Source organism: Acaryochloris marina MBIC11017, assembly GCF_000018105.1.
Classification (GTDB): Bacteria; Cyanobacteriota; Cyanobacteriia; order Thermosynechococcales; family Thermosynechococcaceae; genus Acaryochloris; species Acaryochloris marina.
In genome coordinates this window covers 2,597,204-2,623,137 of the sequence record NC_009925.1, presented here as the reverse complement: position 1 = coordinate 2,623,137, position 25,934 = coordinate 2,597,204, and the positions used below count along the sequence as shown (strand labels likewise).

23 protein-coding genes are annotated in these 25,934 nt (G+C 48.6%); 9 read left to right on the top strand and 14 right to left on the bottom strand.

The genetic code is table 11. The annotated features are described in order from the left end of the window. The first annotated feature begins 36 nt into the window (after positions 1 to 36). The 4 genes from AM1_RS11675 (at position 37) to AM1_RS11660 (ending at position 3,348) form a co-directional block, all read left to right on the top strand. The gene (locus AM1_RS11675) at positions 37 to 1,011 is read left to right on the top strand and encodes a hypothetical protein (protein ID WP_041659709.1); all 975 of its coding nucleotides are present in this window, start codon (positions 37 to 39) and stop codon (positions 1,009 to 1,011) included. Positions 1,012 to 1,239: 228 nt separating this feature from the next. Next, entirely contained in the window at positions 1,240 to 1,884 is a 645-nt protein-coding gene (locus AM1_RS11670; protein WP_041659708.1) for an Eco29kI family restriction endonuclease, read from the top strand. Further along, complete coding sequence (locus AM1_RS11665) at positions 1,877 to 3,070, top strand: DNA cytosine methyltransferase (protein WP_012163048.1); 1,194 nt, start codon at positions 1,877 to 1,879, stop codon at positions 3,068 to 3,070. Before AM1_RS11670 ends, AM1_RS11665 begins: the two co-directional genes overlap by 8 nt. A 50-nt stretch (positions 3,071 to 3,120) precedes the next feature. Next, positions 3,121 to 3,348, top strand: a complete 228-nt coding sequence (locus AM1_RS11660) for a hypothetical protein (protein WP_012163047.1) — start codon at positions 3,121 to 3,123, stop codon at positions 3,346 to 3,348. A gap of 15 nt (positions 3,349 to 3,363) precedes the next feature. Here AM1_RS11660 and AM1_RS11655 read toward each other — a convergent pair whose 3' ends face one another. Further along, positions 3,364 to 3,969: a cupin domain-containing protein gene (locus tag AM1_RS11655; RefSeq protein WP_012163046.1), complete on the bottom strand. Its 606-nt coding sequence runs from the start codon at positions 3,967 to 3,969 to the stop codon at positions 3,364 to 3,366. Positions 3,970 to 4,141: 172 nt separating this feature from the next. Next, positions 4,142 to 4,708: a sigma-70 family RNA polymerase sigma factor gene (locus tag AM1_RS11650; protein WP_012163045.1), complete on the bottom strand. Its 567-nt coding sequence runs from the start codon at positions 4,706 to 4,708 to the stop codon at positions 4,142 to 4,144. 211 nt (positions 4,709 to 4,919) lie between these two features. Here AM1_RS11650 and AM1_RS11645 point away from each other — a divergent pair, with 211 nt between their 5' ends. Further along, complete coding sequence (locus AM1_RS11645; protein WP_012163044.1) at positions 4,920 to 6,170, top strand: DUF4331 domain-containing protein; 1,251 nt, start codon at positions 4,920 to 4,922, stop codon at positions 6,168 to 6,170. Between the two features lie 109 nt (positions 6,171 to 6,279). Continuing rightward, positions 6,280 to 7,644, top strand: a complete 1,365-nt coding sequence (locus AM1_RS11640; protein WP_012163043.1) for a tetratricopeptide repeat protein — start codon at positions 6,280 to 6,282, stop codon at positions 7,642 to 7,644. A 25-nt stretch (positions 7,645 to 7,669) separates the two neighbouring features. Here the strand turns inward: AM1_RS11640 and AM1_RS11635 are convergent, their stop codons facing one another. After that, positions 7,670 to 8,005, bottom strand: a complete 336-nt coding sequence (locus AM1_RS11635; protein ID WP_012163042.1) for a hypothetical protein — start codon at positions 8,003 to 8,005, stop codon at positions 7,670 to 7,672. 75 nt (positions 8,006 to 8,080) lie between these two features. Between AM1_RS11635 and AM1_RS11630 the strand changes: the two genes are divergently transcribed. After that, positions 8,081 to 8,479: a helix-turn-helix domain-containing protein gene (locus tag AM1_RS11630; protein ID WP_012163041.1), complete on the top strand. Its 399-nt coding sequence runs from the start codon at positions 8,081 to 8,083 to the stop codon at positions 8,477 to 8,479. A 285-nt stretch (positions 8,480 to 8,764) separates the two neighbouring features. Here the strand turns inward: AM1_RS11630 and lepB are convergent, their stop codons facing one another. From lepB to AM1_RS11610, 4 genes are all read right to left on the bottom strand, one after another. Further along, positions 8,765 to 9,919, bottom strand: a complete 1,155-nt coding sequence (gene lepB / locus AM1_RS11625; RefSeq protein ID WP_063710520.1) for a signal peptidase I — start codon at positions 9,917 to 9,919, stop codon at positions 8,765 to 8,767. 219 nt (positions 9,920 to 10,138) lie between these two features. Continuing rightward, positions 10,139 to 10,819: a DevA family ABC transporter ATP-binding protein gene (locus AM1_RS11620; RefSeq protein ID WP_012163038.1), complete on the bottom strand. Its 681-nt coding sequence runs from the start codon at positions 10,817 to 10,819 to the stop codon at positions 10,139 to 10,141. A 3-nt stretch (positions 10,820 to 10,822) separates the two neighbouring features. Then, positions 10,823 to 12,076, bottom strand: coding sequence for an FtsX-like permease family protein (locus AM1_RS11615; protein ID WP_012163037.1), 1,254 nt, complete (start codon positions 12,074 to 12,076; stop codon positions 10,823 to 10,825). Then, entirely contained in the window at positions 12,073 to 13,257 is a 1,185-nt protein-coding gene (locus tag AM1_RS11610) for an HlyD family efflux transporter periplasmic adaptor subunit (protein ID WP_012163036.1), read from the bottom strand. The genes AM1_RS11615 and AM1_RS11610 overlap by 4 nt, the downstream gene beginning before the upstream one ends. 108 nt (positions 13,258 to 13,365) lie before the next feature. On the opposite strand from AM1_RS11610, the gene AM1_RS11605 reads away from it, so the two are divergent. After that, on the top strand, positions 13,366 to 13,701 hold the full coding sequence (locus AM1_RS11605) for a hypothetical protein (protein ID WP_012163035.1): 336 nt from the start codon (positions 13,366 to 13,368) through the stop codon (positions 13,699 to 13,701). 98 nt (positions 13,702 to 13,799) lie between these two features. On the opposite strand, the gene AM1_RS11600 is transcribed toward AM1_RS11605, so the two are convergent. The 7 genes from AM1_RS11600 to AM1_RS11570 all read right to left on the bottom strand — a co-directional run bounded on the left by AM1_RS11600 (position 13,800) and on the right by AM1_RS11570 (position 22,600). Further along, positions 13,800 to 15,215, bottom strand: coding sequence for a c-type cytochrome (locus AM1_RS11600; protein ID WP_012163034.1), 1,416 nt, complete (start codon positions 15,213 to 15,215; stop codon positions 13,800 to 13,802). Positions 15,216 to 15,322: 107 nt separating this feature from the next. Beyond that, complete coding sequence (locus tag AM1_RS11595; protein WP_012163033.1) at positions 15,323 to 15,757, bottom strand: hypothetical protein; 435 nt, start codon at positions 15,755 to 15,757, stop codon at positions 15,323 to 15,325. Positions 15,758 to 15,809: 52 nt separating this feature from the next. After that, positions 15,810 to 17,306 carry a c-type cytochrome gene (locus AM1_RS11590; RefSeq protein ID WP_012163032.1) on the bottom strand — a complete coding sequence of 499 codons (1,497 nt, stop codon included), beginning with the start codon at positions 17,304 to 17,306 and terminating at the stop codon, positions 15,810 to 15,812. Positions 17,307 to 17,338: 32 nt separating this feature from the next. Beyond that, positions 17,339 to 18,847 (bottom strand): NADH:flavin oxidoreductase, encoded by a 1,509-nt coding sequence (locus AM1_RS11585; RefSeq protein ID WP_012163031.1) that lies wholly within the window; start codon positions 18,845 to 18,847, stop codon positions 17,339 to 17,341. A gap of 27 nt (positions 18,848 to 18,874) precedes the next feature. Further along, on the bottom strand, positions 18,875 to 19,792 hold the full coding sequence (locus AM1_RS11580) for a hypothetical protein (RefSeq protein WP_012163030.1): 918 nt from the start codon (positions 19,790 to 19,792) through the stop codon (positions 18,875 to 18,877). A gap of 10 nt (positions 19,793 to 19,802) precedes the next feature. Then, the gene (locus AM1_RS11575) at positions 19,803 to 21,554 is read right to left on the bottom strand and encodes a peroxidase family protein (RefSeq protein WP_012163029.1); all 1,752 of its coding nucleotides are present in this window, start codon (positions 21,552 to 21,554) and stop codon (positions 19,803 to 19,805) included. 92 nt (positions 21,555 to 21,646) lie between these two features. Beyond that, complete coding sequence (locus AM1_RS11570; RefSeq protein WP_012163028.1) at positions 21,647 to 22,600, bottom strand: alpha/beta hydrolase; 954 nt, start codon at positions 22,598 to 22,600, stop codon at positions 21,647 to 21,649. A 1,170-nt stretch (positions 22,601 to 23,770) separates the two neighbouring features. On the opposite strand from AM1_RS11570, the gene dnaG reads away from it, so the two are divergent. After that, positions 23,771 to 25,825, top strand: a complete 2,055-nt coding sequence (dnaG, locus tag AM1_RS11565; RefSeq protein WP_012163027.1) for a DNA primase — start codon at positions 23,771 to 23,773, stop codon at positions 25,823 to 25,825. Positions 25,826 to 25,934 lie beyond the last annotated feature (109 nt).

The window sequence follows — 25,934 nt, the reverse complement described above, 5'->3', positions numbered from 1 at the left end:
AGCGTTATAGTGGCTGATACTATTTATTAATCCTGGATGTCTATTTCTACTAAATGGAAAAGTAAACTTGTCTCCTCAAGTCTTCCTTTGGAGTTTGAAGTGGCAAAGTCTCTTGTTTCGCACGGTTTTTCTATTGATGCTGATTACACCTATGCTCGTGATGATTCTGGTATTGCCAAAGATTTTTCAGTCGATTTGAAAGCCTCTGCTTTCTTACCATTCTCCAACCCCAATAAGATAACAGCCCAGCTTGAACTGTTGGTAGAATGTAAGCAACGGAATCCAAACGTTAAATGGTTATTCTGCCCAGATCCCAACAGAGCTGACTTTTCGCCAATTGTGCTTGGTCGAACCATTCGCACTATCGATAGGTTTTCCCAGAAATTCTTCCGCTCCAATGCAACGGTGGAGTTTGATGAAAACGCGCATCATTGTTACAAGGGAGTAGAAGTAGATGAATCAGATGGTCGTGTGTATGATGCTGAGATCAAACATGGAATCTCACAACTCCAATATGCTCTCCCACGACTCATTTCTGAAGCAGCTCTTTTCAATTTATACGGACATCGTGAAGATAGTATTCCTTTTATCGTGTGCCCAATACTCCTTACTACTGCTGAACTTCTAGTCGCACATAATAAACTCACAGCCAATATGGTTGAGGATGCAACTGTCCTTACTGACATTGCAAAATCGACTCCCTATTTAGTCCTGTATTCAGATTATGGTCCTGATTTTGAAAGACACTGTACTCGTGAGTGCTCAAAGCTTGGGCAACTTGATTTCGATGAATTCAATGATATTGAAAAGTACCGCGCAGAAAACGGAGAATACGGATTTTATTTACCTTCGTTTCTTTGCAAGTCATTATCAGAGGGAAGGCGTTTTACTCTTGTCCAATATTTTACTCAATTTGTAATTTGTCAAACGTCTAACTTTGATACTTTAATGACTGACATCAAGAAAGCTACTTCTAAAGCCGCTCGTACTTTATCTAAGCAGCGGAGATGATTTGTAGCTCGCCTAACACATCACGGCAGCGGACGGTAGAAGGCTACTGGTGCTGAGTTCAAGGTTATCTGCAGCCGCTACGTTGTGCCGTTAGCCGTCTAGGGGCTTTGCTGCTGTCCCTTTAATGCTTCCTGATAGCAAATTAGCTTCACTTCAAACATAAGGGCAGCAAAATCGAATATAATGTGGCGCTGCTTTGCTTACGGTTATCGGTCTAAATTTAGTCATATGAATAGTTTTGACCGCTCTAAACATGTCTACGTTTCTCCGGATTTTGATGAAATAATCAAGGACACAATACGTTTTTTTAACGGTACACCTGTGCATTCAATTCCCGTGCCCACACGTTTTCACGGCACAGGTGTTTATGCCTTGTATTGCATCGCTAAGTCTGGAATTTATTCAAGATTTAATTCAGTTAATAGGACTGCATTTCATATTCCTATCTATGTTGGAAAAGCAGTCCCCAAAGGCTGGAGACAAGCCAGACAGTCATCATCTTCAGATACAAAAAGCTATGAGCTAAATAATCGAATAAGAGAACATAGTCGCAGTATAGAGATCGGAGAAGGTGTAAACAGCTCCGACTTTTTCTGTAGATTCATGATTCTTGAGGGTAAAGAAAGCGACTTAATTGGAACTGTTGAAGCAGCTCTTATCAGGAAATATCAACCACTTTGGAATACTTTAATTGATGGTTTTGGTAACCACGATCCTGGAAAAGGGCGATATGAGCAAGCAAAATCTGACTGGGATGTTTGCCACCCAGGCCGCCTTTGGGCGGAAAAATGTCAGGGAGTTCACGCTAATAAAGCAGATCTCTTGCAAAGCATTGAAGCTTTTATGAATGAATTGAATGAAGAAGATGCCTAAATTATCCTGTTTAGAGTTGTTCACAGGAGCTGGAGGTCTGGCAAAAGGTCTAGAAAAGGCTGGAGTTCAGCACACGGCTTTTGTTGAATGGAACAAGGATGCTTGCATCACTTTAGCTAATAACTACAGTGCTCAGCTTGTTCATAATGTAGATATTCGTACATTTAAATTTTCACAATTTGGTCATGTTGACATAGTTTCTGGTGGACCTCCATGTCAACCATTTTCGATGGGAGGAAAACATAAAGGGAATATGGATAAACGAGATATGTTCCCTTACGCCTGTAAAGCGATAAGTGTTTGTACACCTAAAGCTTTTGTCTTTGAGAATGTCAAAGGGTTGCTACGTAAGTCCTTCAGTAGCTATTTTGAGTACATTCTCTTGAGGTTGAGATATCCTGACCTTTCTCTTCAAGCTTCAGAACGTTGGGAAGATCATCTTGCAAGGCTTGAGAAGATTCACACTTCAGGGAAGTATGATGGCATCAAATATAATGTTGTTTTTCGGCTAGTAGACGCTGCAAATTATGGGGTTCCTCAGCGCCGAGAAAGAGTTTTTATTGTTGGAATTAGAGAAGATTTAAATATCGAGTGGTCTTTTCCTGAAGAATCTCATTCTTTAGATTCTCTATTGTGGTCACAATTTATTACTGGCGCTTACTGGATAAGAAATGCGGTCAATCCCTTAGAAATTGAACATCTAGACCAAAGAACACAACAACGAGCTAAGCAGCTCATGCAACAGCCTAGTTTATTTTCTCCTTCTCTAGAACCCTGGAAGACAGTTCGGGATCAAATTGGAAAACTTCCAGCTCCTGACATCCAAGGTAGTTTTGATAATGAACATGTCTTGAGAGAAGGTGCGCGATCTTATCCTGGACATACTGGTAGCTATATTGATATGCCCTCTAAAGCCCTTAAGGCAGGAGATCATGGAGTTCCTGGTGGAGAAAATATGATTAGATATCAAGATGGTCGAATACGCTATTACACTACGTTTGAAGCTAAAAGAATCCAGACCTTTCCAGACAATTATAGGATTTCTGGCTCATGGACAGAAGCAATGAGGCAGATCGGTAATGCTGTACCTGTAGAGTTGGGTTATCGAATAGCTAACTCTTTAGTCCAAGCTATATCTCCCCGGTCAAATGAAACAGCTAACACTTCGTTGGTGCGGACGGGATAAAGGGATTGATAAAACTTAGCAGTCGCTTGCCGCCGCACAACTCCACCGTTATGGTGCTTCGCATCCAGAGTAGCTTATCTGAAGAAAAATATCAGGCTGCAAAGCAAGAAGCTGAACGGTTAGGTATTTCCCTAGCAGAGCTTCGGAAAAGCTCTTTGCGTAATGTTCCGCCAGTTGATGGTTCACAACCTTGGATGAACTATGCAGGGATGGTCGAATCAGAGGATACCCAAAGCAGTCAATCCATAGATGACATGATCTGTGGCCTCAAAGACTGACGTCTACTTTGACATCTAAGACACAAACTGATTGTCCATAGAGGCAACGCAGAATAGGAGACAACCGTTGCGGGTGGCAGGTTGATGAATGGTATCTGCCGCAGACACAATGCGATCTCCCTTCTGATACACCTGGTCATCCACCACCAAATCGCCAGCCAAGACCAAAATTTCTTCCCCAGCGGCGTGATGATGCTTGGGGAAAAGCCCCCCTTGGTCAGACTTGACAAAAAAGGCCAGCTCTCGATGTAGGGTGTTGGTTTGGTAGACCGCATGCTTAAACTCACCTGGCCCTTCTATGTCTTGCCATTGCAATTGATTGGATAGGGCAATTAACTCCTCAATAGGCTGAGAGATGAGCGCGTATAGCTCAGCAGATTGGAGAGTGGTGGCGTCAATCCGTTGAAACAGCCGCTCCTTCAGCTTGGGAGATATGGGCATGGCGGGAACGCTGTATGCGATCGCAGATACCGCATCTTCAAACCCAGCAATTTCTGCATCCAGTTCATCCGCTGAAAAGGACTCGGCTAGCTGATCGTCCCCAGCCAACGCACCCAGCGCCGATAAGGCTGCCCAGTTGGAAAGCTCTTCAGGATTGGGTTGTGGAGCTGAGTGATTCATAGCTACATCTTAGCCTGTGGGTTATGGGGATGTTGAATAGGAGGACTGAAGCAGGCTGATCTCTGACCCTGGTTATGCTGAGATGAGTTGATGAAAAAGCCTATACCAGTATTACGTCCTCAAAATGACTTTGGATCTGTCTATGGGCAGATTTCTCGCATTTTTTTACTCCTCAAGATTGATCAAGAATGCCTCGCAACTTACTTAAACCCAACCGAATTCGGGTTTTGACGGTGCCGAGGGACAGGCCAGTTTGCTTGGCAATTTCTGATTGGGATAACCCTTGAAAATAGGCCAGCTCAATCACCTGCTGTTGTTCCGGTGGAATTTGGGCCATGGCGACTTGGACAAGATCGCGCCGTTCTTGAATCAGGGCATGTTCTTCAGGCAGGGCCATTTTGGTATCGGACTCGATGGGCGCGTTTACCGTAGAAGCTTCGACGACCTTGGCTTGGCGCTGCCGTTTGCGAAGGCGATCTAAGGTGCGGCTGCGGGCCTGCATAAATAGCCAAGAATCGACTCGACTGCGACTGCGATCATATTTAGCGGCGGTGCGCCAGACTTGATCGAATACATCCAAGACCACTTCTTCGGCTTCTTCGACGGACCCCAGCATTTTGTATGCGATCGCATAAATGATGCCTGCATATCGGTCATACAACATCGATAGTGCGGCTTGATTCTGTTCAGCCACTTGGTGGATTAAAACCAAGTCCTCACTGGTGTTTTGGACAGTCATTCCCGATTTAAACTCACGTGATTCCAACAAATTTTTCGAGAAACAGATCCAATCACCAACCCCTAGCGTATACCCCTACAGATTGCTGAATGAAAGGAAGTTGACGGCGAAGTCTGCCCGAGGGCGGACAAGCTTCTGCTGCCCATTATCAGTCAATTTGCAGCCTTTTCTGGTTGCTGTCAACGCATTGATGTACTCGCAGGAGATAGACATGCTATCGAACCCCCGTCAAAATCAGGCCACCCGCCGATTCTCTGCTAAATCTTTGTTGAAATTGAGTGGCGTGGTTTTAGGACTTGGCCTCTCGTTGGGCAGCATTGCCCCCGCTACCTTGGCTTCGGATCATGATGATGGTGAAACCAATACCAAGAGCCGCAATCTCAACCTGACGGACTTATATGTGTTCCGCGAAGGCGATCAAAATCCCAACGCCTCTACCGATGACTTGGTGTTGATTATGAATACCAATCCTCGGTCGGTGGCACGGCAGCAATACTATTTCAATAACAAGGCCCGCTACGAATTTCATATTGCTCGCACCCCCGATAACGACGCCACCCCCACGGGTAAGCCGGATGTGACGTTGCGATTTGAATTTAGTCAACCCAAGCCAAATCAGACTCAGACCGTCAAAATTACGACGATTCGCGATGGCAGTAGTCATGTGGGCAAAGCGATCACGACTCCCCTCAATAGTGACCCCAAAACCACCCAAGTGCCCATGGGCGGCCAGACCCTCTTCGTATTTGCTGGACTCCGAGAAGATCCCTTCTTCTTCGATGTGGAGCAGTTTTTTCGAGTCCGAGCCGGGGCATTAGGCAAAGGACCTGCCGTGGGCTTCCGGGACCCTGACAAAGCCGTAGACTTTACAACGGGCTATAACGTCAATGCGATCGCAGTTCGTGTTCCCATCAAATTCCTCCAGAATCAGTCGGGTGCCACGACCTTTGACGTTTGGCAAACCATCTCCGTCCGGGGCAAAGGTGGTAAATACCGACAAGTAGAACGCTTAGCCCGTCCGGCAGTCAACGAAGGGTTAATTGTTTCCAATGATTTCCTCAATGCCCTCAATAGTGTCGGTCCTGACTTTGAAGCCGCTGCTCTGGCTGGTCAAAAGCCTGCCGCTAAAGTTGCTGGCCCCATTGTCAATGAAGCCGCTCAAACCCTCAAAGCCATTGGCAACGATGACCAGCGCACCAATACCTTATTGCAAGCCTTCTTGCCCGACGTGATGCGAATTGATACCACGGATACCAGTGGTTATGGTAATGCCCTGAATAGCAAAGGCAGCCCCATTCGCGGTCGCTTGCTTAAAGACGATGTGGTGGATATTACCCTGAGCGTTCTCACCAACGGGGCGATCACCACGGATAACGTTTCCTATGAGGGCACTCCTGGCAATCCCTCTCAGGGCCACAGTCCACTCCAAACCCAGTTTCCTTACCTAGCTCTACCCAACTAAGTCTCCCTGTTCGAACTGTTCTAAAGCCGCTTGCTTTCATCCTTTGCGGATTTCCCTGCCCTGGCTTGCAGAGGATGAAAGCTTTACTAATCCACCATGAGGTTTTGCAATGATTTTGAATATCTGGAAATGGCCCCGCACCTCTTTGCTCTCAGGCGTGACGCTTACCCTAGTGCTGGGAATTAGCGTTGACCTGGGGCAGCCAGCCCGAGCCCATTCCCATGGGGGGGAAACTCATTCCCATACGAGAGAATCCCATTCCCATGCGGTCGAACATTCGGTAACGGATGCCCTGCAACGGGAGATTGTCTTCTACCAAAATCGAATTCAGGCCAATCCCACAGATGGCTTAGACCGTGCCTCTCTAGCGACCCTTTATCTGCAACTCGCCTCCTCTACTGGCAACACCCACTGGTATCACGAGGCAGAAGAAACCGCCCGTCAGTCTTTGGCCAACTTACCCTTCAATAACCCTGAAGCTCAGCTTGCCCTGGCAAAAGTGGCTCAGGCGGAGCATCAGTTTGCGGAAGCCCTACAGTTTGCTGAGACAGTTCTGCAGGAGAATCCCACAAATCAACAAGCCCTCTCAATTGTTGTGACCAGCAAGCTAGCCCAGGGGCAGCTTGATCAGGCCCAACCAGTGGCCGATCAGTTAGTGGAGCAGGCTCCAACCTTGGTCAGCCATACCCTTCGGGCCTTGGTGCTCGTGGCTCAGGGTGAAGATCAAGCTGCCCTTCAAGATTTCCAGCAGGCGCTGGCCCTGGAACAACCCGATCAATTGTCTCAATCAGCCTGGGCGCGAACATTGCTAGGCCGTTATTATGCCCATCGGGGCCAACTGCCTCTAGCGAAACAGTACTATCAAGAAGCCCTACAGCTACAGCCCCATTCTTCCTTTGCCCGGGTCAAACTGGCAGAACTGGAAACCCGTCAAGGTAATTACGGCGCTGCCGAAACCCTCTATCAACAACTACTTCAGCATCCAGAATCTTCCCATGGACTAGATCATGTGGCTTTGCAGGGACTAGCCCAATTGAAGGTTCTAGAAGGAAAACTGACCGAAGCCAGTCAACTCTGGGATGAAGCCGAACATGAGTTTCGCGATCACCAGGATCTCGATCATTTCGGTCATCGCCGGGACTTGGCAAAGTTACTGTTGGCGAGAGGTCACCAAGCGGATTTACCGGAAGCGTTGACCCTGATGCAGGCAGAAGCCAATCTTCGCCAGGATCCTGAAACTCTGAAGACTTTGGCTTGGGCGCTGTCGCGGCTGAACCGATATGGTGAGGCTCAGAGTGTGTTGCAAGATGCGATCGCACTCGGCATACAAGATGCCAGCCTGTTCTATCGAGCCAGTTTAGTAGAAGCGTCCCTAGGCAATAAAGCCCAAGCCAAGGTCTATGTCCAAAAGGCGCTAGCGATAGATCCCAATTTCGATACCCGAGCAAGAGCCCTATTGGCTTTAGGTGGGTAGTTCTGAGGGGCTGAAGTCTGACGACTTAAGTTCGAAATGGAAGTATCGCAATCTCAGCACGCAACTGTTCATCCCAAGCTTGCCAGGTATCTTTTGGTAGCGTCCCTACAACTTGTAGACCTGGCGGTTCCACACTGGCCCAAAGAAATCCTTGTTTAGGATTATCAATTCTAGAGAACCACCTAGGTAGTGAGTCTTCTGAATTCTGGGTGATGCTTTGATAGTCTGGCAACTTGGTATAAATAGTATTCAACGTTGCCCAATCCGCATCAGTGAATATCTCCCAATTGAAGGGATAGATACACTCAATATCCAGCCAGTCAGAGTTGTTGGAGTCAGTTTCGAGGCAAACTGTTGCCATAGAGTTGTTGATGTCATGATGGTGATTGCAAATATATTCTGACTCACGCTGATAACGATATAGACCTCTAGAAAAATGTCCCTTACTTTTAATGTGGATATCTACAGCCAATTGTTGGCGGAGTATCGTCCAAAGGTTATTGCTTCTGAACGGGAAAACGAAGCTGCCATCGCACTTGCACAAAAGTTAGAACATCTCCCGAATCAAACCTCAGAACAGGAAGCGCTGCTTGATCTACTGGTGATGCTGATTGAAAAGTATGAAGATAGCGCTTATCCGATTCTTGTCAGTAGCCCTCGTGAAGTTTTGCTGCACTTGATGGAGGCCAAAGGATGTATTCAAGAGGATTTGGTGGGTGTTATTGGATCGCGAGGGGTTGTGTCTGAAGTGGTGAACGGTAAGCGAGGTATTAGTATCGCTCAAGCTAAATCTTTGGCTGATTACTTTGGCGTTGATGCAGGACTTTTTATCTAAGCGATCATCGCACTCGGTATACAAGATGCTAGCCTGTTCTATCGAGCCAGTTTAGTAGAAGCGTCCCTAGGCAATAAGGCTCAAGCCAAGGTCTATGCCCAAAAGGCGCTAGCGATAGATCCTAATTTCGACACCCGAGCAAGAGCCCTATTGGCGTTAGGTGGTTAAGGGAAGTATATGTTGCTCTTCCAGATCGAGATGTCTGGCAATAAAGATCTGGAAGCGTATGACAATGGAGATGATGAGAATCTGCTTCAGAAAATCGTCAAAACCTATCGATAGCACCTACTTTTTATCTAAACGACCCATACGGTTAAACGGGAAAAATCTTTTGGTTGCTTGGCCAATAATTTCACTCCGTTTAACCAGCCCCCAGCACCGACTATCGAGACTCAGTTCTCGGTGGTCTCCTAATACTAAATAATGACCGGGAGGGATCGTTTGAGGTTGGGATAAATAGATGGGAATAGGCGGATCAATGGGCTTGCTCTCGACGTCCATCGTTACATAATTGGAACGGCATATGTCGGGGCTTGGACTCTCAGTGGTGCCCGACATTGTGTAGGGTTCTTGCAAGGGTTGATTATTAATCCATATAACATTCTGTTTAATCTCGACCTTATCACCAGGGAGGCCAATAATCCGCTTTAAAAAAGCATTCTCAAAGCCACCTCGTTTTAATGCCTGTGTGGGTTCAAAAAGAATAATTTCTCCTCGTTTTGGGGTTCGAAATACATAACTGACTTTATCTATAACGATACGATCATTAATCTGTAGAGTTGGCTCCATTCCTCCAGATGGAATATATCGAGCTTCTACAATCAATGAGCGAATAGCGAGGCCCAACGTGATAGATAGCCCGATCGGGGCAATAAACAGCAGCAGAAATAATTTTAATATGATATTTTTGCTGTTTTTTCGTTGATCTGAGGCAGCTTGATAAGCATGGTTAGCGACAAAGGGTAAAACAAACCACAGCCCCAGGAAGACTAGCGCCGGAGCATAAATCCAAGTTAGAATTTCAGCCACAATTAGAATTGAGCCTAAAATCCATTTCCCCATATAAAGATGGCCAGCTCCTAATATAAAACGACTTAGGAACACGGCAAGCCAGGGATCTTTGAGCGTTGTTCGATGATTTTCAAATGCTGAATCGTTGGTGTAAATTGCAGCTCGATAGGCACCGACCCAACTTCCAAACCCCAATAATAGGAATAGGACTATAGCAACAAACCCGATCAGTCCAGTCTCTTGAGCCGTAATGACTGAGAAAAGGGACAGTAAAAATAAAGCTAAGTAAGCAAAAATGATGCCCCACCCTTGTAAGGGTTTGCCAACATAAAGATGTCCTAATCCCGGTAAAATCATCGACCAATTAACTGCTAGCCAAGGCTCTTTGGAGGATGGCTTACCGCTAGTCTCTGGTTCTTTATCAAGCATGCTTTCCTCCAAATACTGACTAACTTAGGTCAAAGTATAGGATTCATGGGCATGATATCGAATGAAGAAATTGTGCAGTTAGGTAAGGGGGATCCGTTCTAGAAAACCATTGAGGAAGTGAGCCTACTGGAGTGAATGTTGCTGAGTGGGATGTAAAGGTTGCAGACAGACTATCAGGTTCAATAGTCCATCGTTATTCATAAAATACAAAAATGGGCCTTAGTCGGAAGGCAATAGCTGACCATCTTCCATTTGCAGAATCCGATCAGCCATATCCAGAATCCGATTGTCGTGCGTTACTAACATTACTGTACAGCCTTCTTCTTGAGCCAGTTTTCGCATAATTTCAACTGCATCCCGACCCGTTTTGCTATCGAGGGCAGCAGTGGGTTCATCGGCGAGGACCAGTTTGGGGTAGCTGACGAGGGCACGAGCAATGGCGACTCTTTGCTTTTGTCCCCCCGATAGATTGGCTGGATAGTAATTGATATGTTCGCCTAAACCGACGGATTCGAGGATTGCGATCGCACGCCTAGTCCGTTCCTCCAACGTCAAGTGCTTATGCAGCTTCAGAGACATGCGCACATTCTCTTGGGCCGTTAGACAGTCCAGCAAATTATGAGACTGGAAAATAAAACCAATTTGCTGGCGGAGCTTGACCAGCTTTTTCTTAGGGGCACCCAGGAGTTCTTGGTCCAGGAATTTAAGGCTGCCTTCCTGTTGCGATCTCAACGCCCCGATCAGCGTCAATAACGTCGTTTTTCCACTTCCCGACGGCCCCATCAGAATCACAATTTCACCGGGATTGAGATCCAGACTAATATCCTTCAGCACAGGCTTCCGTAACTGCCCTTTGCCAAAGGCATGATTCAGATGACGGATCGAAACAACAGGTTCCATCGGTTAAAATACATCCGCAGGGTCGGCTTGGCGTAGCTTCTGAGTTGCAATTCCACCCGCTCCCATACACATAACAATCGTTAAGATAAACACCTGGGCCATCACATCGGGTCGCAAACTCAAGGGGATTTTGGTTAGAGAACTGAGCAGGCTATAGACCCCGACAGAGGCCACGCACCCAGGCACAAAACCCAACACCGCTAAAATCATGGCTTCCTGCAGAACAACCCGCAGCAGAGCATTATCTGCAAACCCCATCGCCTTCAAGGTGGCATATTCGGGTAGATGTTCCAGCACATCCGAGTATAGGACCTGATACACCACAATCACCCCCACCACAAACCCCATCATCGCCCCAAAATTAAGGACCGTGCCACTCGGATCCGTTTCCCAGAACGCCACTTCTTTTTGGATCAGTTCTTCTCGAGTTAACACCTGGATAGAAGGCGGTAAGGCTTGTTGGATTTGCGCTTTAACTTGCAGGGGGTCAGCACCTGCATCCAAACTCACCAATCCCACACTGACATTCTCTAAACTCTCGGGGCCATTGCGGGCGGCATAGTTCAAGTCACTCATAATTACATGCCCTTTGGTGAACAGCGTGCTCCCTAAGGTAAATAATCCAGCAATTTGAGTGCGGCGATTTCCCATCACCGTTGTTAACTGGGGTTTCTGCGTAATTAAATCGGAAATCGGTCCCAACCCATCCTGAGACAGCCGGTCAAAGAGAATCGAATCGGGTTCCTTCAACTTGTCCAGTTGCTGATTGATTTCGGGTAGGGTAAAAGCAGGCTGAGAGAGGTTAAAGGCTAAGATTTTAACCCGATCTGGAAAAATTTGAATCTCTTTATCTGCCGACTCGCCTTGCCCTGGAGGAGACAGTAACTCCGGTGGAATCGGATGCTCATCGGGGAGTTGCTCCGGATTGATCCAGTCCACCCGCCCCAAAATATAGAGAGGCCTCGCTGAAGCAACCCCCGGAACAGAATTTGCTTGATATAGGTAAATCCGTGCAAAGGCCTGAAATCCTAAGGCCCGAGAGTAAGACGATATCAGGAACAGCTCACCCTGGAGATTCTCATGAATTAAGGTAATGCCATCAAACAGCACTGCCCGAATCCCCAGCTGGGCAAACATCAAGATATTGGCGAAAGCTACCCCCGTCAGGGCAACAGCTAAACGTGCCTTTTGATGAGATAGCTGCGCCCAAGCTAAGGGGCGTTCAGCCGTTAAATTGCGCAGGCGGCCCCATTTCATCCGGCCTTCTCCTGTAAGTCAATGGTGACTCTGACTTGCATATTCGTCAGGCCAGCGACAATGGGGCTATCGTCTGGATCGATGCGAATGGAAACATTGACGACCCGAGCATTTTCGTCGGTCGTTGGGTTGTTATTTCCGGTTGATAAGGTCCGAGGGTCAATCTGGAGACCAACATCATCCACCACCCCCTGGATCTCCCCTTCAAATCCACCATATTCACTGAGAATCGTAGCTCGTTGGCCTTTCTGCACCTTACTCACATCCGTTTCATAGACTTCCGCCTGGACAAACATTTGCTCGGTTCGTCCCAGGTCGACAATGCCCAGCTGGGTATTCACCTGCTCTCCCACCTTGGTATTGATGCGCAGAATTTGGCCAGGAATGGGGGCTCGCACTTGGGTATCGTTATAATCGGCCCGCCGTTGCTCAACTTCAATGAAGGCGCGTTCCAGTTCGGCCTGGGCGATGGTAACGTCGATGGGTCGAACCTGCTGAAGTTCAGCGAGTCGGGCCTTTGCCTCTTGGATTTGTGCTTTTAAAGTAGTGACCGTTTGTTCTAAGGAGGCGATTTGGGTCGCTAAGGTAGCGTGCGTGGTCTCAAATTCCTCACGAGCAGTATCTACTTCGGCCCTGCTAATCGCGCCCTGTTGAAAGAGTTGTTGACGACGTTGATAGGTGAGTGCGGCCTCTCGCAAGGAGGCTTGGGCACTGACAATCTCGGCTTCCTTTTGTTTAATCTCAACGGGTAGCTGGGTTTCCAACCGGATCACAACGGCTTGCTGGGCAGCAATACCACCGGGTTTGGCATCCCCTTGTTTAGCTTTAATCAAGCGGGCCTGTAAGAGCTTAACGTTGGTTTGGGCGGCTTTTAGATCGGCGAGCCGCCGATCAGCCCCTTGAAGTGTCGCAATCACCTGATTGGCACGGACACGATCGCCGACTTTGACCAAAATCCGATTGACTCGACTGTCTTCAGCATTCGATACCGATAATTTGATCACATCAAATTCAGGAATGATCTTGCCCCGAGCCACTACTCGGTTGGACTTAACGGTTTTGGGAGTGGGGGTAGGGGTGGGCTGTGCTTGCAGCAATCCACAGGCACTCATCAGTAGCGAGGATCCCAGGATAACTATCAACCATTTGCCGCCTCGTCGCTTTGCTTCTGGGACCGTCATGCATACCTCTAAGACAATGAAGCATCAGCCAGCTTCTCAATTGTAGACTTAGATTCTCAAGACGTTGTTTCTTTATTGGCGTTGGTGGGTCAACCAGCAGGATAAGAAATGCGTACGTTCTTCAACATCCAGACCCATTTGATCAAGCCAGCGGGTGAAGTTAACCGACTGGAACGGATAGCCCAGTTATCGCCAATCCAGGAGATTCTCGAAAAAAGCAAACTTGTGGCCGAGATCTCTCAGCCGGATCAAGAAAAGTATCCGTTGCTGGGGTCTAAACAATATCGATTTCCTACCCTGGCCTATGGTGATGCTGAAGCAGTAACGGCCCTCAGTCACTATTACTATGGCTGCACATTGCTCTGCGCTGGTCTTGCCTCTGCCAACGCGACTAACTTACATCAGGAAATATTGCAGGGTTTGTTTTTAGTCGACACGATGTAAGCGTGTACCCAACGTTGGTGCCAAACTACTTCAGCAGAGAGGCTTCATTCGCTAGTCAGCTAAGCCAAGCAAGCCTCAGAGGGAACTATTTGCATCACTTACAGGGTTTTTAGATATTCAATTAATGTCGCCTTATCCTTGTCAGGTAAATTGGTGCCGTATACATGCCCCTGATTACTATTTTCCACTACGGATGTGTCGTATTCAAATCCAACCCTCTCAGCCTCCGCACCTTGCGAAATAAAGCCGACGGCGTCGGGGTCATAGACATCGTAGCCTCGGTAAAACACTGGCGTCCGTGCATCTGGGGTTTTGAGTAAATCTTGCAAGCTAGGTACTGACCCATTGTGCAGATAGGGGGCTCGTAACCACAACCCATCTAAGCTCACGGAGAGATAGCCATCGGTTTTCCGTAACTGGTCAAAGTCGTAGTCGTACCCTTCCGCAAAGGCGTTATATTTATCCGCTGCTTCTTGGGTCCACATGTCCAGTCGGTGGCGATCGGTGCCGACTTCTTGCTGGGGGATAACGGTGCCCGTGCGCTCACCGCCAAAGGCATGGCAAGTGGCACAGTGCTGGTCAAATACCTTTTCGCCCTTGGCGGCAGCAGCTTGATCGATGGCAAAAGGGAATTGGGGTGGATCCAGTTCTGTGATATATTTTTCGACCCGTTGTAGCCCTTCAATATTGATGGATTTACGAGTGGCTCCATCTCCCAAGGCACCGGTATTCACCGTTTCTGTGAGGGAGGTTTCCAAACCATCCCAGTGCAGGGCAAATCCTTGATGTTGCTTTTGATTCCAAAGCGACATCATATCGGAGTTGCCGATGGTGTCATCTATGGGGATAGCTAGCATATTGAATTTCACGGGGTTAAAAGGATCGATACGCCCCGGTCCCCAATTGGGTCGAGAATTGGTCCAGGCAAAGGATTCGCCCTGCTCAAGCATTTCCTTGCGGGTCGTGGGAATAATCAGAAATCGGTAGAGTAACTTCTCAAAAGCCGATAAGGAATGGTTGTATTCAATCTCAGGCAAAATGTAGTCTGCCGTAAATCTGGGATCTTGGGCACAAGCCTGCAAAAAGCGCACATAGCCCAAGGAATTAAATTTGACCGAGGGGCCAGCTGGCACAATGATGGGATTGTCCTCAGGCGCTTTGCGATAGGTTGCTGAATGGCAAACGGCACAGGTAATGCCTTGGCGAGGAAAACCAATCGTTTTTTTAGAGACGCCCACCGGGGTTTCCTGACCGGGTTCCCAGGTAAAGCCCAAGGAAGTATAGCCGTTGGTTCCGGGTAAATATTCCGGAAAAAGGCGAGGGAGCACCATCCAAATCCAGTAGGGAACCCCTTGATCATTTTCTGTCCCGATTGATCCATACTTAAAATGTTCGGCTGGCGATTCGATATAGGTGTCCACTTCGCGCAGGAGATTGTACCAGCCAATATAGACCACCGTGCCCACGAGCAGGCCCAGAATCAGTAAGGTGGTGGCGATTTTTTTGCCAAGCATAGTCTTCATTCCTTGATAACGTCAGCAACGATCGGGCATTCGACCCTCTTGCTAATCCGCTTGAACTTAGTTTTTGAGGCCCCAATTTGGCCCAGTTTGTCGGCCGACTAGACCGGCTCAGAATAGGATTGGTTTGCAAGAGCCGTTTTGTCTTGCATCGCTAAATACAGCAGAATGCCCTCTGTGACCCCAAAAATTAGATCCACAATGGCAATGGAAAGAAAGCCCAGTTCTTGACCAAAAAACAGCACGGCAATCAAGAAAAACGAGGCTCCACCACCCCGGGTGACCAGAACTGACATCCATGCGGTCGCTCGATATCGATACGGATCCAGCGCTCCCGGAATATACAGAATGCTAATTTCCAAGAGCAATAACCCTGCCGCTCGCACCCAAATAATCGGGATAGGAATAGTCATCCTGAGGAGAGAAAGCAGCCATTCAGGGAAAAAACAAATGGGAATAATAAATAGAAGATTGACGGCGATGCCCAGCCAAACGACATAGCCAAACCATTTTGCATAGGGATTTTGTGTGCTCACTTGACTGGCTCCAATTTTAGGTAGGTAAAAATAGATAGGTATGATACGGACCTTAAAGGGTCTTCAAATACTCGATCAGAGCTGTTTTGTCTGACTTAGACAAAGTGGTTCCATAGAGATGGCCTTCCTTGCCATTCCCTGGCAGCGACGTATCATATTCGAAAAATTTGCTGCCGTTGGCTGCGGCAACATCTGCCACAAACCCCACTTTGTCTGGGTCATAGACATCATTACCCCGATAAAACTTAGCTGGGCGTTGCTCAGGCGGATTGAGCAGATCCTCTAGGGTCGGGACTGAGCCGTTGTGTAGATAAGGCGATCGCAACCACAATCCGTCTAAGGGATGGTTGGCATAGCCGTGGGTTTTGCGGAAGTGAGTAAACCGCTGATCTTCGCCTTTATAGGTAATCCCCGCAAACAGCGTGTACTGATTCGAGGCAAATTCATAGGTATAAGAATTTAAGCGACCTGGATCGGTACCGATTTCTGCAATGGGCGTCACGATTCCGACCTTTGGACCGTCAAAGGCATGGCAGCTGGCACAGGTGTTGGCAAAGATAGATTGCCCCTGGACAGCCAGCTCCTCATTCACGGGATAGGGATAGGGCGGAGCCGGGAGATCCAACAACCAGTCGGCCACTCGGGTAATGGCATCCAAATTAATATTGGTGGGGGAGACCAGAGCTAAAGCAGCGCTCTTATTCCGTTCCGCCACGGAGGTATTGTCACCATCCCAGTGGAGCTGCATACCTTCCCGGGGGCGTTGCTGCCAAACACTGGGAAAGTCGCTGGCTGCTCCTTCAATTTCTTCAGGCGGGAGGTCATCTAGGTTGATATTAAAGGTGCGGGTTTTATAAGGGGTAAAGGTGTCTACTCGCCCCGGACCGTACTGGGGCTGATCCGACAAGAAACTGAGCTTCTCGGCTTGGATGCTGAGTAACGCCCGGGTTTGGGGAATAGCAATATAGCGATAGAGCAGGGACTGCAAGGGATTCAGATCGGCCCCCAAATCCTTGATATAGGGCATCATTTCCCGAGCATTAAACCGAGGATCATCGGCAACGCCAGTAATAAATCGAAAATAGGCTGACAAATTAACAGTGTTAGACGGCATCGTCGGGATGGCTTGCGGTAGGCCATCAGAGGTGTTGCGAATACTACCCACATGGCAAAGGGCACAGTTATTGGTCACCACTTCCAACCCTAATTGGGTATCCTTGGCAAACCCAATAGGCAGATCTTGCCCCGGTTCCTGCATAAAGCCCAGTTGGGTATAGCCTGTCCCAGGGGTAGCGTAGTCCTCAGTGGGTAGGTACTCCGGAAACATCACCGGCATCACTTGCCAAATCCAATAGGGAATTCCCATGGTGGAGGCACCGCCAATCGAGCCATACTTAAAATGGTCGGTAATGTCCGTGTATTGAGGGGACCGCGCCGTCAATAGGGGCCATGCCAGACATAAAACGATCACTAAAACTAGGCTAACCAGCCCTAGGGCTAACCGCTTGAAGTTACGACAGACTTTCTGGAAAAAGGGTGTACTGCTCATTGGGATATCACGCTTGCAATTTGCATCCGAGGTTATGCCGTTTGCTCGGCCGGGCTAAAGGGCGGTGGGCTATAAACCCGCATAGCATCTTGAATCATGGCGTCATGGGCTTCTCGTGCCGCTTTATCTTGCTCCGCTTTATCTGCGCCAGTAATAGAGCGCTGGTAATATCGACGGCGTTCATAGCAGCCCAGGGGATACTCCAGATAACTCCCCAAGCATTGATTGCAATAGGTACAAGGTCGCTCGGGAATATCGTTTCCTGCCTGAAACTGGTGGGCCAGATCCTTATTGGCGACCAGCGGGCGGGCAAGGGTAACACCATCACAGAATCCCTTCTCAATCGCTTGCCGGATAAAAGAGGCTTGCTGGAAGCCGCCGGTGCAAATAACAGGAATATTGACCTGTTCCTTAATGGCCTGGGCATCTTCCATAACCGTGCCTTGGTAGCGGGCTAATAGGGCCTGAAACTCATGGGTAGAGATATGCTCTTGCATCAAGTGGGAGAGAGAATCTGACGAGAGACGATCGCCTTTAACGGGAGGCTGCCAATGCCGCTCCAAGCGATTCCAGATGCACTTAAAAAAGGGCTGAAGTAAGGGACTGCGAAATAGAAAGTAATTGAGGAGGGTGCGCCACGGGGCACTGGAAATCATCGTGTCGTAGGTGGAGGTGGCAATCTTAAAGGGAAAAGGCCCTGCGGGTAATAGGGGATGGGGAAAGGTACTGCCCCGAGAAATATGGAGAGCATCTACCCCATCTCGTTCGAGCCACTGACAGACTTGAATGGACTCAGATAGGGTGTTGCCCTTCCGTTCCCAGGGCAAGACATTGTTATAGTCCACGGCACTAATCTTGGCCTGGAGATGAAAATCATCACCGACAGTTTGGCGAATAGCCTGGACAATTTCCTGCAGGAACCGATATCGATTTTCGAGAGACCCCCCATAGTCATCATTGCGAATATTGATGCCAGAACTGAGGAATTGGGTAATCAGATAGCCATGGGAGCTATGTAATTCCACGCCATCTAGTCCAGCTTCCCGAGCCCGGTGCGCCCCATCCGCAAACCTTTGTACCGTCTGCTGGATTTCTGTCTGGGTCATCTGGCGACAGCGGAACCCATGAATCTGTTCTGAGAGGGTCGTTGCACTCAGGGCAGGTGTGGGCTTAAAGGAATCGGGAACGGTATTTTCGACCCCATCAATATCGCGCTGACGCCCCGAATGGCTGAGCTGGAGGATAAACTTGCAGTCGTGCTGATGAACCGTCTCGCCAACCTTTTTCCAGAAGGGAATGCGGTCGTCCGAGTCAATCATGGCAGCATTCGGCACAATCCGTCCTTCAATATGAATGGGGGTATAGGACGAGATAATGGCACCGACGCCACCCTGGGCAAACTGCTCTTCCCAATTGATCCGGGCTTGGGTGCCCGAACCATCGTAGTTATCCCAACGCCCTGAGATGCTGGATCGGAAAATGCGATTTTTAACCGTTAGATTGCGCCACTCTAAGGGCTGAAAGATAATGTCTGAGGTCATAGGATTTCCTTATGGCAGAGTGACGGACTACTGGTTACGGAAGCGCTGATGCCGAAAGAAGAGCTGACTGTCGCCGTAGAAGGAAGCCACAAACTCGGAGGTGGTCTCCAAATGTCCGATTAGTTGGGCTTGAGGTTGATCGCCAGCCGTCATCGTTTCCCCGTCTGGATCGACCGCATCCGTTGCATAGATAGAAAACAACTGGGTACCTGGGGGAATGTGGGCCAGATCCGCTCGGAAGTCATGGGGGCTTTCAGCAAACTGCAGGTCAGGATTGGGAACGAGAAAGACTTGGGTGGGGGTATGGGGCTGTGCTTCGACCTGACCCTGCTGGGTAGTAGAACCTAAGTGTTGAAGGTCAATACGGGTAGGGTATTTGGTGACCCGACGAAAAATTAGGTTCGTGAATCGGGGGCCAAACTCCTGAGCCACAGGCACAATATTGGAGAATCGATGAGCCAGGAAATTATAGTTTTGGCCTTGACCGGAGAGGGATACGAGGGCAGAAAAGTTGCCGGAAGGCTGGCCATCTGCCAGCAACTTAATCGCTAGACCAGGGGCAAATCCCCGATCTGCTGGATCGCCCGTGAGAGAAGCCCTCAGCAAGCCATAGTCTGCGCCTTTAAACAGTCCGGTATAGGGACTATCGCCCGCTGGGACAAACTTGATTTTGGCCACAGCGCCATGGGGGTGGATAGCTTTGCGCCAACGGCTGGGGGCTTCATCTTCCAGGCGATCCATTTTGATCATGAGTGGGGTCAAGATGAGCCCGACAATATTGATCCGAGGAATGGGTGGGTTTTGGTCATAGGTGGATTGGAGGATGCGTTCATCCCAGAGAAAAGCCTGCTTTTTTTGCGCTGACCAATTGGAATAGTCTGCAGGTAACGGATCAAAGTCCTGAGCTGCTGGCCAGTATTGCTGGATTTCGGTTTGGTGTTTCATAGAACAGGCCCTAATGACTAAGATTGCGCCAAGGGGCAAAGCCATTGCTGACGCCGACTAGGGCAGGAGCCAGTTTGGGGTAGTGACGTTTGAGGAGGGTAATGAAATTGTTGCGATAGATCCATTCCAAGCCGAAGGGGGTATAAATTTCTGCGCGGTAGTCCTTGCTTAGGAAGCGATCGCTCTTCAGACGGCGAGAGGCCATCAGGATAAAGACGCGAAAGGCGGTGTCGCTAAAGCCAAAGCCTTCGGGTAGATCTTCGGCAAACATGCCTACCATCAGATCAACCGCGTTGATGTCGTTGTTATAGACCTCCCGTAGTTCCTTGGCCCAAACAGGATTGCTGGTGATTTCCTCAAAACTTTTAACTCGGCTACGTCCGATTAACTCTCGGAAGCGGTTATACCGAGGCACTCCCCGTTCGCGATCTCGGAGGATATCGACGGCGGCTAGATCGAAGACTTCCCCGTTATCCCGCTTGTGGAGCTGCAGAAACCGAGGGAAGTTATGGAGGGTCACGGCCCCTGGATGGGTAATACCCAAAGAGTAGAACAGATTGTCCATCCCCACCGCCTCCACCAAGGCTCGGGTCCGCTTGCCGGAAGAGGCCATAAAGTCACTCTCCTGCAGAAGTTTTCCTTGCAGGTCATAGTATTGGTAGTCATCCGGGATTAGGGGATGCATCCGATACACGGACACAAATTCTTCCGTTAGGTAGTAGGGGGCCGTATGGTGGTCTGTCGAGGAGCCTGGGATGCCGCTCAGCAGTTCTCCTTCGCCGATATGTCCAAAGAGATATCTAAAATCTTCCCCGAGGAAGCCTGCCCAGTTGACGTTGAGGGCGATATCGGTGGCAGGTAGGGGCAAAATGGCGGGGGTCCATTCTGCCGTGTGGATTTTGGCGGTTAAGGCAGCATTGATCAGGCGGGCTTGGTCAAATAGTTGGTCATCGGACCAGGATGGATACTCCGCTTTGAGGCGATCGCAAATAAAATTATGCTCTTTGGCAAATAGCGTATGCAGTAAGGACAGCCCCACCCACCAATTATCGTTAAAGCCAGTGGAATCCACGCCACCATCATCTAACGGCAATAGGCCATCGTCTCCCATGGTGAGTTTGCCATCTTTATGGGAACGGAGTTTAGCAACGGTTGCGCTATCACTGCCGTAGATTTGAGACCCATCCCACCAGTGGGTGACAGTGTTAATAAAGGTGGGGGGACCACCGCTTTCATCTCCCTTGCGGGTCTCATCAATGGCGGTTTTACCCACCTCTAAGGGACGATGCTCTGCAGGCCAGTCATCATCGTCCGCCAAGGGCAGCTGAAATTTCTGTTTGGTTTGGTTGTCGCCATGGGAAAACCAGTCGTGGTTTTCAAACTGGATCCAGGCGGCAGCTAGCACATTCAAAATCGTGGCGGGAATAAACTCATCCCGAGTCATCACCTTACGGCTAATCTCCCGCGGATTGGGCGTTAAGAGAGCCTTCTCATCGGGATAGACATCTTGCAAGGGCACATTTCGACCAAACCGAGTGCCAGCCATTCCCATCTCAGGGTGGTCTAGATCGTTAAAGCTGCCATCATCGGTGCGGGCGCGAAAATGGCGACCATCGGGACTGGGCTTGGGTTTGGGGAGGTGATCTGTGGGTGCGATCGCAGCCGTATCATGCAAATTATTTTCCCGTAGTCGATTTCGGAATTGGAGCAGCTTAATCAGGGCTAGGGGGGTTTTAAGCTGGTGCCATGGTTTACGAGACATATATTCCTCCTCTAGAAGACAAAAACGATGCAGGTCTCACACAGAAATGTTCAGAGTCATGAGCCCACTGAGGCTAAACCGACATCATGGGGCTATAGCCGAAAAGCATTCAGGGTTGGATCGAAGCTTAAGCCAGCTACGGTTTCTCCTCGCTGACCATTGAGTAGACGGGTAAAAATGGTTTGGATGGTGACATTCTCAATCTGACCATCAAAAAAGTTATGGGACCGGCCGACATTCTCTCCATTCGTAAAATCGAGATAGATTGCTCGTTGGGCATTTAAATTGGCCAGGGTATTGCCCAAGCGACCTGGATTGATAATGTCAGATGCTTTGAGGGTTGAATCATCCTCATGGAGGGTGATGTAGATACGGCGACCATGCTCTACGCGATCAACCCATTGAGCATGGTTGCGATTATCGGCATCCGCTTGGTGAAAGATAATGTTGTCGAAGATGCGAGTTTCATCACTAAAGACCGGATCCCGGACAAAATCCTCAAATAAATAATTGCCTAAGCTATGCACGAGGAGATTTAGGCTAATCTGGCAGTTCCGCATCTCTACCAGGGAACGGCTAGCTAGGTAGCGCCCGAGCAGTTCTAAGGTGCGATCTAGGGCATTACTGGATGCTCTAGCGGCCTGTCGCGCGCGCTGATATTCGCCAAGCACAAACCCTCCTGGATTCGAGGGCCATGCAAAGGTAATGACATCCACGTCATAGAGGGTTTGGATTTCACGACAAGCATTGAGATTGTCTAACATGGATTGATTAAATCCGTGAATATAAAACACCCAGTTTTTCTGATGCTGACCGGCCTGAATCCCGGCCATAACGCGCTGAAATAATTGGTGGCTAGGGCGGCTGTCTTCATCATCTAGATCGCCTTCGGGAACGAGGGATAGATGCCACCGTTGTGAGGGTTCATCGTAGTCAGCGGTTGCTAAACGAATTTCATCGAGACCATTCACATTCGCCCGTTCTCCAAACAAGCGGTGATCGGTTTGATCCTCGTTCACCCGACGATTTGAAACAATGATAATCATAAGCCTGATACCTGTTTTAAATATTTAATAAAGAGGCCAATTAAAGCTATATAAATATGCGGTACAAGTGCTTGAATCTTGCCGAAGATGCTATTGTGCTTCACGAAGAAACCATTATTTTATGGATGTTCAGAATAGCCAATTGTCTGGGCTATCTAAAAATGGAGAATCTTTAGATTAGACGTCTGATATCAGTCAGCTAACGGTATGGTAGAGGACTCAAAAATCTAAGCTAGTTCGCAGCATAAATTGAGTGATAACACATCATGAAACGACTATTGTAAGAGGTTTCTATCGCTTTAGCGGGTCAATGGGCTTAACGTTCTTGAGGCGAAACGACTCAAGACTCAATGGTTCATTAAGCTTTCAATACAAGGATAGTAAGCTACCACAAGAGATGAGTATCTAGACGTGATGAGCTGTATCTCATTCAAATATACACACTAAAAAACAGATCGTCTGCAATAGATAACTATCCTTAAAGATTTTAAGGGTTAGGCACATAATAACTTCTGATCAATTGAGCTAAATTATGCATATTCTTACAAAAATTCATTAATTTTACTAACTCATTCAAGCTATCAAATTATTCATTTAATAAATAATAATCTTGTTTTTCTTCTGAATAGATCTAGATAGAAAGGGTCAAAACAAACCAGAACATTGTGTAGGATAAATCAAGCTTCCTTTGGTTCATGCTGTAGCAATATAAAGGGATCCATACTTGCAATCCATTGATGAGTCGTGATGATTGCCGAGTGTATTAAGAGGAGCAAGGTCAACCTCTGAGAGAAAATCTGGGGTGTTTATCAATCAATAGATCCTTGTGCTACTCACGAGGTTTCAGGATGTGAAAATTAACTGGCGGAATGAAAACAGTCTTTCTCCGGGGATTTCTGGCTCTCCTCGACACCCATCTGCCAATAAACCTTTGCAATGATCCTCAGCTCATCGAAATTAAACTGCTAAAATCTAAACCGAAACGATCAAATAGGGAACCATAAAGTAGTATGCTTGCACTATTGAAATCTCTATCAGCCTGTCGTGTTGATCCCTGTTGATCCTGCTGTAGAGATATCGTCCCTATTGGTGTTCAGCTTTTAAAATCCTCACTGCCTTAGCCTCCCGCTTCTCCCACGGAATGGGTGTCAAATTGCCCTCTCAACCTGGATGACTACGCCCCGCCTCCACCCCGATACGATTGAGCAGGTTCGCCAAGCTACCGACATTGTCGATGTGGTTTCCGAGCATGTCAGCTTGCGCAAGCAGGGGCGGAACTTAGTGGGCTGCTGCCCATTTCACGACGAGAAAACCCCCAGCTTTAGTGTTAGCCCCGAGAAACAGTTCTATTACTGCTTTGGCTGTGGAGCTGGTGGCAATGCCATCAAGTTTTTGATGGAGATTGGCCAGCGGTCCTTTAGTGAAGTCGTCCTCGATTTGGCCCAGCGCAGTCAAGTTCCTATCCAAACCCTCGCTAAAGACGAAGAGAAAAAGCTAGCCCGTAAGCTGTCCCTGCGAGAGCAGCTCTATGAGATTTTGGCGATCGCAAGTCGGTATTACGAACATGCCCTCCGCCAGCCCCAGGGCCAAAATGCCCTCCGCTATGCGCGTAACCAGCGGGGACTCAGCAATGAAACCATTCAAACCTTTCAGCTGGGCTATGCTCCGGGAGGCTGGAGTACCCTCCATGATGTGTTGGTTCAGGAGAAGGGATTTAGCCCAGAATTGGTCCAGCAGGCAGGATTGATTGTGCCCCGCAAGTCTGGGGATGGATATTACGATCGGTTCCGCGATCGCTTAATGATACCGATCCACGATGCCCAAAGCCGGGTGGTGGGATTTGGCAGCCGCACCCTCACAGGAGAGGAACCCAAATATCTCAACTCCCCAGAAACAGAACTCTTCAATAAAGGCAAACTCCTATTTGGTCTAGATAAAGCTCGGCAAACCATCGTCAAGGCCGACCGGGCGGTGGTGGTCGAAGGCTATTTTGACGTGATTGCCCTGCATTCTGTAGGCATCACTAATGCCGTTGCCTCTATGGGAACAGCCCTAAGCTTGGACCAGATGCGGCAGTTGCTGCGTTACACCGAATCCAAACAGGTCATTCTCAATTTCGATGCGGATGCAGCAGGCGGTAAAGCCGCAGAACGAGCGATTTCTGAAGTTGAAGACCAGGCCTATCGGGGTGAAGTTCAGCTCCGAGTCTTGAATTTGCCCAATGGCAAAGATGCGGATGAGTATCTGCAGGAGTATACGGCAGAAGACTATCTGGATTTGCTCGATGAGTCCCCCCTGTGGCTAGACTGGCAAATTCACCGGGCTCTGCAAGATCGGGATTTGCAGCAGGCCGAACAGTTCCAAGCAGCCACGGAAGCCATTGCGGCTATTTTAGGAAAGCTGCCCAACGCCACCCTGCGCACCCACTATACCCATCGCTGTGCAGGCCTCCTCAGTCAGGGGGATTCTCGCTTGGCCCTGCAGCTGGAAGAAGCGCTGCGCCAGCAGGTTCGCGGCCAACGCTGGCATGGGCGATCGCAAAAATGGCAGCGCCCGGCCGACTACACCCTGCGGGAAGCAGCGGAAGCCCAAATCCTTCGTATTTATCTGCATCGACCCCAGTTTCGGCAAGATATTCACAACGCCATGAAACAGCGGGATATAGAATTCAGTTTTTCCCACCATCGGTTTCTATGGCGGCAAATTTTAGCCATTGAAGATGATCAGGCCAAGTTAGAGCCCTTACATCCTGAACTGGAAGCCCCTGCCTTTGATCTAATCGCTGTGGTCCAGGATCTTTGTACCGAGTATTCGCAGGAAATGCAGCAGGTTTACCACCTGATTCAGCTGAACGAAAAAACAGAACTGGATATCCTCCGCCCCAACCTCTCCATTCGGGCAGCAGCGGCTAGTCTAGAGCGGATCGCGTGTGAGAAGCGCTGTCGGCATCTGCTGCAAATGTGGGAATCGGCGATGAAATCCGCAAAAAAAGAACTGGGTCAGCGGCAAATCCTCAACACTTATCTACAACAGATGTTGATGGATGAATCGGAGCAGGCCCAGAGTTTACTAGAGGAAGACTCCTATTGTCTGCAAGAGCTGGATGAAATTAAACGGCTCTATTACCAAGAAAAGCGCTACTTGCAACAGCTGGATCAGCAGCGCTGTGTGGATCTCAATGATTTCAGTGAATTGATGGAAAATCCCCAGCTCAATTTGAACTGAAGAGGAGAGATTTGAAGTCTGGTGTAGCTCTACATCTTAGGGTTACACCTAAACCTGAAATGAATAACGACATCCCTGCCAATGCCTAAATTCTGGGTCTAGGATTGAA

Coding starts and splice junctions, on each gene's coding strand:
- AM1_RS11675 (WP_041659709.1), top strand. CDS start 37: ATGTCTATTTCTACTAAATGGAAAAGTAAACTTGTCTCCTCAAGTCTT.
- AM1_RS11670 (WP_041659708.1), top strand. CDS start 1,240: ATGAATAGTTTTGACCGCTCTAAACATGTCTACGTTTCTCCGGATTTT.
- AM1_RS11665 (WP_012163048.1), top strand. CDS start 1,877: ATGCCTAAATTATCCTGTTTAGAGTTGTTCACAGGAGCTGGAGGTCTG.
- AM1_RS11660 (WP_012163047.1), top strand. CDS start 3,121: ATGGTGCTTCGCATCCAGAGTAGCTTATCTGAAGAAAAATATCAGGCT.
- AM1_RS11655 (WP_012163046.1), bottom strand. CDS start 3,969: ATGAATCACTCAGCTCCACAACCCAATCCTGAAGAGCTTTCCAACTGG.
- AM1_RS11650 (WP_012163045.1), bottom strand. CDS start 4,708: ATGACTGTCCAAAACACCAGTGAGGACTTGGTTTTAATCCACCAAGTG.
- AM1_RS11645 (WP_012163044.1), top strand. CDS start 4,920: ATGCTATCGAACCCCCGTCAAAATCAGGCCACCCGCCGATTCTCTGCT.
- AM1_RS11640 (WP_012163043.1), top strand. CDS start 6,280: ATGATTTTGAATATCTGGAAATGGCCCCGCACCTCTTTGCTCTCAGGC.
- AM1_RS11635 (WP_012163042.1), bottom strand. CDS start 8,005: ATGGCAACAGTTTGCCTCGAAACTGACTCCAACAACTCTGACTGGCTG.
- AM1_RS11630 (WP_012163041.1), top strand. CDS start 8,081: ATGTCCCTTACTTTTAATGTGGATATCTACAGCCAATTGTTGGCGGAG.
- lepB (WP_063710520.1), bottom strand. CDS start 9,919: ATGCTTGATAAAGAACCAGAGACTAGCGGTAAGCCATCCTCCAAAGAG.
- AM1_RS11620 (WP_012163038.1), bottom strand. CDS start 10,819: ATGGAACCTGTTGTTTCGATCCGTCATCTGAATCATGCCTTTGGCAAA.
- AM1_RS11615 (WP_012163037.1), bottom strand. CDS start 12,076: ATGAAATGGGGCCGCCTGCGCAATTTAACGGCTGAACGCCCCTTAGCT.
- AM1_RS11610 (WP_012163036.1), bottom strand. CDS start 13,257: ATGACGGTCCCAGAAGCAAAGCGACGAGGCGGCAAATGGTTGATAGTT.
- AM1_RS11605 (WP_012163035.1), top strand. CDS start 13,366: ATGCGTACGTTCTTCAACATCCAGACCCATTTGATCAAGCCAGCGGGT.
- AM1_RS11600 (WP_012163034.1), bottom strand. CDS start 15,215: ATGCTTGGCAAAAAAATCGCCACCACCTTACTGATTCTGGGCCTGCTC.
- AM1_RS11590 (WP_012163032.1), bottom strand. CDS start 17,306: ATGAGCAGTACACCCTTTTTCCAGAAAGTCTGTCGTAACTTCAAGCGG.
- AM1_RS11585 (WP_012163031.1), bottom strand. CDS start 18,847: ATGACCTCAGACATTATCTTTCAGCCCTTAGAGTGGCGCAATCTAACG.
- AM1_RS11580 (WP_012163030.1), bottom strand. CDS start 19,792: ATGAAACACCAAACCGAAATCCAGCAATACTGGCCAGCAGCTCAGGAC.
- AM1_RS11575 (WP_012163029.1), bottom strand. CDS start 21,554: ATGTCTCGTAAACCATGGCACCAGCTTAAAACCCCCCTAGCCCTGATT.
- AM1_RS11570 (WP_012163028.1), bottom strand. CDS start 22,600: ATGATTATCATTGTTTCAAATCGTCGGGTGAACGAGGATCAAACCGAT.
- dnaG (WP_012163027.1), top strand. CDS start 23,771: ATGACTACGCCCCGCCTCCACCCCGATACGATTGAGCAGGTTCGCCAA.